Source organism: Methylotuvimicrobium sp., assembly GCF_050611805.1.
Taxonomy (GTDB): domain Bacteria; phylum Pseudomonadota; class Gammaproteobacteria; order Methylococcales; family Methylomonadaceae; genus Methylotuvimicrobium.
The window spans coordinates 8,422-17,698 of record NZ_JBNGHF010000070.1 but is presented as its reverse complement, the minus strand read 5'-3'; the positions used below and the strand labels follow the sequence as shown (position 1 = coordinate 17,698).

Below are 9,277 nucleotides of genomic sequence, written 5' to 3'. Positions count from 1 at the left end.
CCTGAGCCCTTCGGCTGCGCTCAGGAGAGCCTTGTCGAAGGGGGAGCTTCCGGGGTGTCTTTCCCAAGCTGGAGCTTGGGAAAGAGCGTGATGTGGGTTGGCCGTTTTTAGCTTGAAGCTCATGGCTTGCGAACCCCGCCCTGCTAGGGATATGCTGATCTTTGGAATTTAGCTGAAGAACCTGCTAATCAGGAAATGAATTGTAGGGTACGCTGCGCGTACCTAATGTCGGCACAAGGCAGCACATGAGGGCGCGTTAAACTACGGATGGAACTGCTGTGGTACGCACAGCTTACCCTCCTCCACGCTCAGTGTATTGGAAAACAATCATTTACTATTTACTAAATGGTTTATTTAGTAGGAAAGATAACCGTTTCAACTTCTAACACGAACATAGCTTTTTTAAGGCTATGTATGCGGTAATAGTGTATCTATTCAGTCCCCCGGCAATTATCGTTCCCACGCTGGAGCGTTGGAACGATAGGGGGTGTGAATAATTACTTCGAGATTGGTGTAGTATTCACTTCAACTATTAACGCGAACATAGCTTTTTTAAAGGGGATGCCTACAATTTTTTCTCACCTCATCCGATGCAAAGATTTTCGGCATTCAATGCCAAAGAATAAGCGCCAATAACAGGCCTTTCATCCTATATCCGCTTCGACTTTCGCGGGGCATTCGGAAAGTTAATTGGTATCGAATCGATAATTAATTGACTTTTTTCTCTATCATTCTTATAGTTTCGAATCACTACTAAATGGAAGGGGTCGATAATGACTTGCCGTTTTAGTAGCGATTGTATGTCGACGATGATAACAAGATCCGGCGGCTTGCATGGGTTGACAAGGGCCTGGCTAAGTTAACCCATGCAAGTTAAAAAATGATGTTGGATCAAAGATTCGAGCATTCATGGAGCGCATGATCCTAAAAAGACTAGTTTGAGGCCTCACCAAGCCGGTGAAAGTGTTGTAAACCCTTCATGCTTCGACTTAGCTCAGCACGAACGGTCTACAAAACATGTCAACAGCTCTTTTAAGGATGATGGCTTGATTTTTAGGCTTTTTGAAGTCTATGGGATCTGCATAATAGATGGATTCCGACGAGATGCATCGTTCGACAACTTACCCCAGACTTAGCAAATGTAGCGTCTAAGATGTTGAGTTATATGGGTTAAGAATCATACCCACTTTACCCGGCTTTTAAAAATCAGCCTGGGTTAACACAATTATAAGAGAGGTAAAGAACCATGACGATTGAAGAACCTAAAAAAGATAGATTTTGGCTTTATGTCGGTTGCCTGACATCAGCTTTAGTTATAACTCTGCTATTGGTCAAAATGAACGAGGACGAAAAATTTGCACCAATCAAAGAGCAACTCAAGGAAGAAGAGGCGTTGATGAATATTCGTGTCTTGAATTAAGCATCAACGATAGATTAAACATTCAAGACGAATAAACGTTTATTTGCCCCATTATCTTAAGAAAAAGCAGAGAATAAAGTTATGAAACTAAAGTTGATAGGCTTATTGATGACATTGTCCTTCTACGCAGGAGGATCGATGGCCACGGAATATATTTATCGAGATCTGATGGCTAATACATTGGCTTCACCGAAATGCATGGTCGAAGAAGATGCAATCGCGAACGCTTCGAGAGATTATAATATCAAGCGGTTCAGTAAGAAGTTTTGTCAAACTCAAGGCTACGGTTGGCACGTCGATAAAGTCAAAGATACCGGGAAAGCAGTTTGCGAAGCTTGTCCTGATACATCCAAAACCGGCGTAACCTGTCATTTGGAAGATGTCGTTGTGCAATGCAAACGTATTAAACCCGGCAGCGTAGGCATGTTGCCCGGTAAAGGTTGATTCGCACAACATTGAGCACAAGCACAGGGAAGTGCTGTACATTAGATATTTGTTCTATAATAAGTCTCCTGTCCCAGGCGAATCAATCGCCTTCAATCATTTTTAGAGGAAACAATGGACTGGCAAGGTTGGCTTACTATCTTTTTGACGCTTGGGGTCTTGATTACCCTGGTTTTTTCCCGCCTAACCCCCGATATCGTATTGATGGCCGCGCTGACCGTACTGAGCGTTTGCGGGGTTCTCGATGCCAAACAAGCGTTGTCAGGATTCAGTAATGAAGGATTGATCACCGTTGCCGCCATGTTTATCATTGCTGCCGGCATAAGAGCATCCGGCGGTGTCGAATTGATTGTCAATCTCATGTTAGGTAATCCTAAAAGCCTTCGTAGCGCCTTATTTCGCTTAGTGTTGCCTATCATTCCGCTCAGTGCCTTTCTAAACAACACACCGGTCGTCGCTACAATGATTCCAGCGGTAACGCGCTGGTCCAAACGTATCGGAGTCAGTCCGTCTAAGCTCATGATTCCATTGAGCTACGCTGCCATATTAGGCGGCACGCTAACGCTAATCGGGACCAGTACCAATCTGGTTATCAATGGTCAATACCAAGTATTGACCGGTAAAAGCGGTTTCGGATTGTTCGATATCACTATGATCGGGCTGCCGGTTGCTTTTGTCGGCATTCTGTTTATCGTTTTCGTATTGCCGCTATTATTGCCGCAGCGGCAAAGCGCTTCCGAACAATTCGCGGATAGGAAAAAGTTTACTTTCGAAGTGGCCGTGGCGATCAACGGGCCTTTAGAAGGTGTGACCATTGCCGAGGCCGGCTTAAGAAACCTCCACAAAATCTATTTAGCCGAAGTCGAACGCAACGGCAGTATCGTGACGGCCGTATCTTCGGAAGAAAAATTGCAAGGCGGCGACCGGTTGGTATTCGTCGGGGAAACCAGTGCTATTTTCGATATTTTAAGAACAAATGGCCTGGTGCCTTCCGATAATCAACATCCGGTCATCGAAAAAGATGCGCCGGAGCGGTGTTTGGTTGAAGCGGTGGTTTCGCCGCATTGCGATAGCATCGGCACAACGATTCGGGATTCCCAGTTTAGAGATAGATACGGCGCCGTCGTGTTGGCCGTAGCGCGGAACGGCGAGCCCATTCAAGGTAATCTAGGGTCTATCGAGTTGCAGGCCGGCGATGTACTGTTACTGGAAGCGCGGCCGGCTTTTGTCACGCGTCAACGCGTGCAGCGCGATTTTTTAATGATCAACGATTTGGCGGAAACACGGCCTAATCACAGTCGAGCTAATTTATCCTGGGCCTTATTGCTAGGCGTTATTATTCTGGCAACTAGCGGCTTAACCAGTATGTTGAATGCCGCTTTGATCGGTGCCGGAGCAATGGTCGCGACCGGTTGTTGCAGCATCAACGAAGCGCGAAGAAGCCTGGATTTAACCGTAATCGTCACAATCGCGGCGAGTTTTGCGTTGGGTAATGCGTTACAAATCAGCGGCGCCGCCGATTTCATTGCTCGTCATGTCTTGTCCATTGCCGATGGTAACGCCTGGTTATTGTTAGGTTTGACTTATATTATCGTTTCGATAATGACCGAGGTGATAACCAATAACGCCGCGGCATTACTGATGCTGCCGATCGTTTTAGCGATTACCGGAAGTCTCGGGCTCAATCCGGAGCCTTTCGTGTTTGCCACGATGGTGGCGGCATCGGCCAGTTTTGCAACGCCGATCGGTTATCAGACCAACTTGATGGTTTACGGGCCTGGCGGTTATTATTTCAAGGACTTTTTGAAAGTCGGGGTGCCGATGAATATCATAGTTGCGATTACCTCGATAGGACTGATTCCGTTAATTTGGCCGTTGTCGAATTAACTTTCAATTCAACCGGCTTCCTGATTAGCAAGTTTCTTCAGCTAAAGCCCAAAAACCAGCATATCCCTAGCAGGACGGGGTTTGCAACCCCGTCCCGCAGAAGTGGCTACGACTGGCCACTGCTCGGACAATTGGCTTCAGCAAGCTGAAGCATCTTGCTAATCAGGACCGGCTTAGTATCACGACATCTCTGTCAATAAATTCGATTTGGCACCGGTAACGGTCTGCAAGCCAGAGAAAGGTCTTGTCGGAAAAGAAACAAACGTGCGTCGGGTCGATTTTATAATGCCATTGCGCGAATGCCTGTTGGTCGATTACGCGCTTGGTCATGATCGCGAGAATGCCTTGAGGTTTGATCATGGAAAAAAGCCGGCTGAATTCAAGGCCCGGTTCGGTAAAGTGTTCGACTACTTCGGTACAGCAAACGAAATCGTATCGGCCTTGCAAAACTTCCGGATAATCGGCGTAAATCGGATCGTATATTGCCGTCGGAAATCCTTGTTCTTTTAACATTGAACTAAGTGCCGGACCGGGGCCGCAGCCGAAATCAAGCCCGCTTGCTCCCGGTAATAGACGAGCGGAAAGAGGGATTGCGAGCCTCGACAAAAATTTCCGATAGCCTTGATCGTGCACATCGTTTTGATGATGGTCGTAAATCGTTTTTTGTTGTTGCAAATCGAGTTGCTGAGTGGGCGGAACAAAGACTAGCGCGCAGGTCGAGCAAAGAAAGTAATCGCGTTGCTTATCGCTATGGTAATGTTCAATTTTCGATTCCGCGCAGAGTGGGCAATGTAGATGATCGTCGAGTGTCATTTTGAGTTGCATTTGTTAGCAGTGAAAAGTTTCTGGTTCCCACGGTCCTCCGTGTGAACCCATACCTCGGGTGCCGAAACAAGATCGGTATGCATTCCCACGCTGGAGCGGTGGGAACGAGGGAAAAACAACTCCCCTAATGATTCCATCGCACTGTACGCGCTGTTGTACATATATTTAGATACAACCTTGCCTTCTTAGCCGGTGTGACCTCGATACCATTTATTATTACCTAACGTACCCGACTTTCCCCCACATAGCGTTAGGTGAGGGACAATCTGGGGATCGCTCCCACAGAGAAACCAGCAACTTGTGGGAGCGAAGCCTACATTTCTGGTTCCCACGGTCCTCCGTGGGAACCCATACCTCGGGTTCCGATACAAGATCGGTATGTATTCCCACACTGAGGCAGAGGGAGCAAAAAAAGGGTATTTTTTACAATCTGCGTTAATTAACTTGACGTATCCGTGAAATCCTATAGAATACTCGCTCTTTAACGGAGCGGTAGTTCAGTTGGTTAGAATACCGGCCTGTCACGCCGGGGGTCGCGGGTTCGAGTCCCGTCCGCTCCGCCAACAATTCCTCAGACAGGGTTATCGCTGTCGATATAACTGCATTGAATGTCGAAATGCAGTTCCGTCTTTCTCATCAATTCCTTGATTCCAAATCGTTCGGTCGCGTGGTGACCGCCTGCGAACATATGAATGCCGTGTTCTTGGCTGTCATGCCAATCATGCTCGCTGATTTCTCCGGTGATATAGGCATCGAGTCCTTCATTTGCCGCCAACTTCCATTCGCGATTCGCGCCGCCGGTAATGATGCCGATCGAATGAATCGATTGACTTTCATTGGGCGATGCCAGAATAACCGGATGGTTCAGCACAGACTCCAATACGTGCCGTAGTTGCGACGCCGACAGCGGCTTGTCGAAAGTTCCCTTGATGCCGGTCGCGCAGCCCTTATAATCGCCGAAAGGTTCTTGCTGCATGCAGCCGATTAGTCTGCCTAACACCGCTGCATTACCGACTTCAGGATGGCCGTCCAAAGGCAAATGATAAGCGAACAGGTTTATATCGTTTCGAACTAAAGGCAATACGCGACTGGCAAAAGGACCCGTCAGCGTGCGTGCGCCGTGAAAGTCCCAAAAAAGGCCGTGATGAACAACTAATGCCTTGGCCTGTTGCTCGATGGCTCGGGAAATCGAATCGCGCGTGGCCGACACGGCAAAGGCTATTTTATCGATAGTGTCGGTGCCTTCGATCTGCAATCCATTCGGGCCATAATCTTTATAAGCGTCAGGATTCAGCAGGGTATGATAATAATCGTTTAATTGTTGACGGCTGATCATCGTTTAGTTCTCATTCAGTATTTCATAGCGCTGCCAGAGCGATTTAAAAGTTTCGGTTAACGTAGGATCGTCGTCGTTAACCCGAGCGTCGATCTCCTTCGTATCAAACCATCGTCCTTCTTCGATCTCCTCGGTGGCTAGCGAAAAGGGTCCGTTATGGTCGCAGCGGTAAACTTCAATGAACTCCATGCCGGTGACGGGTGTCGCAGATAACTTAAATAACGGGCTAAGTCTATCGACTTGAACTCCGAGTTCTTCATGAAGCTCTCTTACAGCGCATTCGTCGTAATCTTCGCCGACATCGACGTGCCCGGCAGCCGAGCTATCCCATAATCCGGGGTTGATGTCCTTGGTCAGGGAGCGTTTTTGTAAAAATAATAAATTAGAATCGTTAAAGACTAAAATATGCACGGCCCTATGAAGCAGGCGGTCACGATGAATGATGCTCCGAAGCGCTTTGCCAATCACGCGGTCGTTTTCGTCTACGATAGATAAGTATTCTTGATGCATGGCGAAAATGGATTTTGACAAAGGCCCGTATAAAGCCTTTTTCACGTCAATAAGTCAATACAAACACGGATTCGCTTGAAGAGGTGTAGGGAGGAATTGGATGTATCAGGTGTAACGCTATGGCTTAATTTATGCCATGGAGGATTGGAAAATATAGAACTGAACCTCCCGGCCAATGTCAATGCAAAAAACCGGGTGGTCCAACTATCTCCGGTTAAGAGTCTATCAGGACTAATCTTATTTAAAATAGCAAAAAAAGTTTATAAACTATAAACCATAAGTTTATAGTGGCAGCAATATGGATAAATTGAATAATATAAAAGTGTTTTGCAGAATTGTCGAATTGGGTACATTTGCAGCCGTCGCTCGCGAAATGAAAGTATCGGCAATGATGGTGAGCAAATACATGGCGCAGCTTGAGGAATCGCTCGGCGTGGCATTGTTGAATAGAACGACCCGCAAGATTAGTTTGACCGAAGCCGGGGAGAGTTATTACGCGAGAAGCAAGCCTTTACTAGACGAATTCGCCGAACTGGATGAAGATATGGTCGAATTGGGGCAAAATGTCAAAGGCGTTTTAAAGATTGCCGCACCGATCGATTTCGGCGGTATTTATATGGTGCCGGCGATCAATGCCTATCAAAGCGAACACCCGAATGTTAAAGTCATGATGTCGTTGCAAAACGCGCATATTAATTTGAGCGAGGGCATTTATGATTTATCGATATTGGTTTCAAACTCACTCGAACTAGGTGTCGTGGCCAGAAAGATCGCGGAAACTCGATTATGTACTTTCGCTTCGCCAGGATATATAGCTAAATACGGCGAGCCAAGACGCATAGAGGATTTGAGTCGTCATCATTGCTTGCATTATATCGATACGCCCCATGAAGATTATTGGGTATTTAATGTCGATGGCGAGGAAAAAAAGTTACGCACTACTTGGCACTTCGCATCGAATAACGGCAGGGCATTGTGTCAGGCAGCTTCCTTGGGTATGGGTATTACCCAGGCGCCCGAAATTTCAGTTGCCAATTACTTGGAACAGGGCAAGTTAATAGAAATATTAAAAGATTACCGAATACCCTCGCTGTCTATTTACGTCACTTATATGCAAAGAAGATTTATTCCGGCGAAGATCACCACATTTGTGAATTTTTTGACTCGATATTTTGATTGGCAAATGAATGCCAGCACGGATAGGATAAAGAAGCGGGAGGCTGGAGCTCCGTAGGGTAAGCTGTGCGTCACTGCCATTAAGTTAAGCCGTCATAAAAATTAAGTAATTCTTGCATTTAGGCTTTAATGTCTCTTAGAAGCTTGCCATCCATGGCACTGGATTCCGCCAGTCCATGGCGGAATGACGGGTTTCCCTTAATTTAATGGCAGCCTCGGGTACGCTGCGCGTACCATGGTAACCCTACCGATGCCAAACAAACCCTTATGGTTTCTGGTTCCCACGGTCCTCCGTGGGAACCCATACCTAGGTAATTGAAGCAAGATCGGTATGCATTCACGCGCTGGAGCTCTTTAGGGTACGTTGTGCGTACCATGCCCACTAATGCTAACAAGCCCTTATTGTTTGATCTGGGTAGGAATTCAGTGATTAACGGCATGAAGGTACGCGTAGCGTATCCTACAATTTCTGTATAACGAAACGATGATCGCTCCGCGTGGGAATGATCGAGCGTCTATAAATTTTAAATCAGAGTCATTATGGCAAGACGATACGAACATAGCCAGGAAGAGATCAAAGCAATGGTTATGCAAGCGGCGAATCAAATTATTGTCGAACAGGGTGGTGCGGCCTTAAATGTTCGTAAAATCGCGATGACTATCGGCTATACCGTCGGTAGTATCTATATGGTTTTTGAAAACATGGCCGATTTGGTTCTTCATGTCAATGCTGAAACCTTAGATGAGATCGCCAGTGCGCTGAATAAAGTTGAGACTGGCTCGGCATCTCGAGATTTAGAGGAAATGGCCAAAGCTTATTTGAAGTTTGCCAGTTTAAACTTTAATCGATGGTCGATGTTATTCGGTAATCGATTTGTCGACAGCGGGCACTTTCCGGATTGGTATCGGGTAAAAATGAATCGGTTGGAAGAAATTATTACAACGCAAATAGCCCGATTACATCCGGAAAATAACCCGCAACAAAACCAACGTATCGGAAATGCATTATGGGGCGGCATTCACGGCGTCTGTCTGCTGTCAATCAACGGCAAGTCGGATAAGCAAGCGCTACAAGAAGCTCAGAAAACCTTGCTGACTTTGGTGCGGACTTTTGTTGGCGGTGAGCGGTGAATGGGTGAACGGTAAGCAGGAAGTAGTAAGCAGTGAGTAGTGAGTAGTGAGTAGTGAGTAGTGAACGGGGAAAGGGAAGTAGAAATTAGAAATTCGCTGTTTCCCAAGCTCCAGCTTGGGAAACCGATGCGTGAAGCTCTAGCTTCGCGGTACAAAGGGAAAGAGAAACCGATGTATATCTTCGTTCCTACCGCTCCAGCGTGTGAATGCATAACGATCTTAAGTCTGCAGCCAAGGTATGGTTTCCCTCGTAGGACCTTGGTAACCACAAATTGAGCTAAACTCAATCGGCTGGGCAGGTCTCGGGAAGCTAGAGCTTCCGGTCTCTGCATTCCCAAGCTAGAGCTTGGGAAGGAGCGCAAAATGTCACATAATTCAGCTAACCGCTAACCGCTAACCGCTAACCGCTAACCGCGCTTAGCCAACTCCGTAGCCGCAGGATAATCGATCTTACCGCTTGCCAAAACCGGGACCTTATCGACAATCATTATCTTTCGCTGTTTCCCAAGCTCCAGCTTGGGAAACCGATGCGTGAAGCTCTAGCTTCG

At 46.8% G+C, this 9,277-nt stretch carries 8 protein-coding genes and 1 tRNA gene; 6 read left to right on the top strand and 3 right to left on the bottom strand.

Going from position 1 to position 9,277, the window contains the following annotated elements; all coding sequences use genetic code 11:
• Positions 1–1,246: 1,246 nt before the first annotated feature.
• From ACRJJO_RS20160 to ACRJJO_RS20150, 3 genes are all read left to right on the top strand, one after another.
• Positions 1,247–1,420: a hypothetical protein gene (locus ACRJJO_RS20160; protein WP_014149328.1), complete on the top strand. Its 174-nt coding sequence runs from the start codon at positions 1,247–1,249 to the stop codon at positions 1,418–1,420.
• 81 nt (positions 1,421–1,501) lie between these two features.
• A complete protein-coding gene (locus ACRJJO_RS20155; RefSeq protein WP_431067377.1) occupies positions 1,502–1,864 on the top strand; it encodes a hypothetical protein in 363 nt (120 codons plus the stop codon).
• 114 nt (positions 1,865–1,978) lie between these two features.
• Positions 1,979–3,751 (top strand): SLC13 family permease, encoded by a 1,773-nt coding sequence (locus ACRJJO_RS20150; RefSeq protein WP_431067376.1) that lies wholly within the window; start codon positions 1,979–1,981, stop codon positions 3,749–3,751.
• Positions 3,752–3,913: 162 nt separating this feature from the next.
• On the opposite strand, the gene ACRJJO_RS20145 is transcribed toward ACRJJO_RS20150, so the two are convergent.
• Entirely contained in the window at positions 3,914–4,576 is a 663-nt protein-coding gene (locus ACRJJO_RS20145) for a class I SAM-dependent methyltransferase (RefSeq protein ID WP_431067375.1), read from the bottom strand.
• 486 nt (positions 4,577–5,062) lie between these two features.
• Between ACRJJO_RS20145 and ACRJJO_RS20140 the strand changes: the two genes are divergently transcribed.
• Positions 5,063–5,139 (top strand) — tRNA-Asp (locus ACRJJO_RS20140).
• Positions 5,140–5,147: 8 nt separating this feature from the next.
• Here ACRJJO_RS20140 and ACRJJO_RS20135 read toward each other — a convergent pair.
• A complete protein-coding gene (locus tag ACRJJO_RS20135; RefSeq protein ID WP_431067374.1) occupies positions 5,148–5,912 on the bottom strand; it encodes a Nif3-like dinuclear metal center hexameric protein in 765 nt (254 codons plus the stop codon).
• A gap of 3 nt (positions 5,913–5,915) precedes the next feature.
• On the bottom strand, positions 5,916–6,422 hold the full coding sequence (locus tag ACRJJO_RS20130) for an NUDIX hydrolase (RefSeq protein ID WP_431067373.1): 507 nt from the start codon (positions 6,420–6,422) through the stop codon (positions 5,916–5,918).
• A gap of 298 nt (positions 6,423–6,720) precedes the next feature.
• Between ACRJJO_RS20130 and ACRJJO_RS20125 the strand changes: the two genes are divergently transcribed.
• Both ACRJJO_RS20125 and ACRJJO_RS20120 read left to right on the top strand, forming a co-directional pair.
• The gene (locus ACRJJO_RS20125; protein ID WP_431067372.1) at positions 6,721–7,656 is read left to right on the top strand and encodes a LysR family transcriptional regulator; all 936 of its coding nucleotides are present in this window, start codon (positions 6,721–6,723) and stop codon (positions 7,654–7,656) included.
• 482 nt (positions 7,657–8,138) lie between these two features.
• Positions 8,139–8,729: a TetR/AcrR family transcriptional regulator gene (locus tag ACRJJO_RS20120; protein ID WP_431067371.1), complete on the top strand. Its 591-nt coding sequence runs from the start codon at positions 8,139–8,141 to the stop codon at positions 8,727–8,729.
• Positions 8,730–9,277: the final 548 nt, after the last annotated feature.

What these genes read in the sequence shown, in the direction of transcription:
- ACRJJO_RS20120 (WP_431067371.1), top strand. Translation starts at nt 8,139, where the DNA reads ATGGCAAGACGATACGAACATAGCCAGGAAGAGATCAAAGCAATGGTT.
- ACRJJO_RS20155 (WP_431067377.1), top strand. Translation starts at nt 1,502, where the DNA reads ATGAAACTAAAGTTGATAGGCTTATTGATGACATTGTCCTTCTACGCA.
- ACRJJO_RS20145 (WP_431067375.1), bottom strand. Translation starts at nt 4,576, where the DNA reads ATGCAACTCAAAATGACACTCGACGATCATCTACATTGCCCACTCTGC.
- ACRJJO_RS20160 (WP_014149328.1), top strand. Translation starts at nt 1,247, where the DNA reads ATGACGATTGAAGAACCTAAAAAAGATAGATTTTGGCTTTATGTCGGT.
- ACRJJO_RS20150 (WP_431067376.1), top strand. Translation starts at nt 1,979, where the DNA reads ATGGACTGGCAAGGTTGGCTTACTATCTTTTTGACGCTTGGGGTCTTG.
- ACRJJO_RS20125 (WP_431067372.1), top strand. Translation starts at nt 6,721, where the DNA reads ATGGATAAATTGAATAATATAAAAGTGTTTTGCAGAATTGTCGAATTG.
- ACRJJO_RS20135 (WP_431067374.1), bottom strand. Translation starts at nt 5,912, where the DNA reads ATGATCAGCCGTCAACAATTAAACGATTATTATCATACCCTGCTGAAT.
- ACRJJO_RS20130 (WP_431067373.1), bottom strand. Translation starts at nt 6,422, where the DNA reads ATGCATCAAGAATACTTATCTATCGTAGACGAAAACGACCGCGTGATT.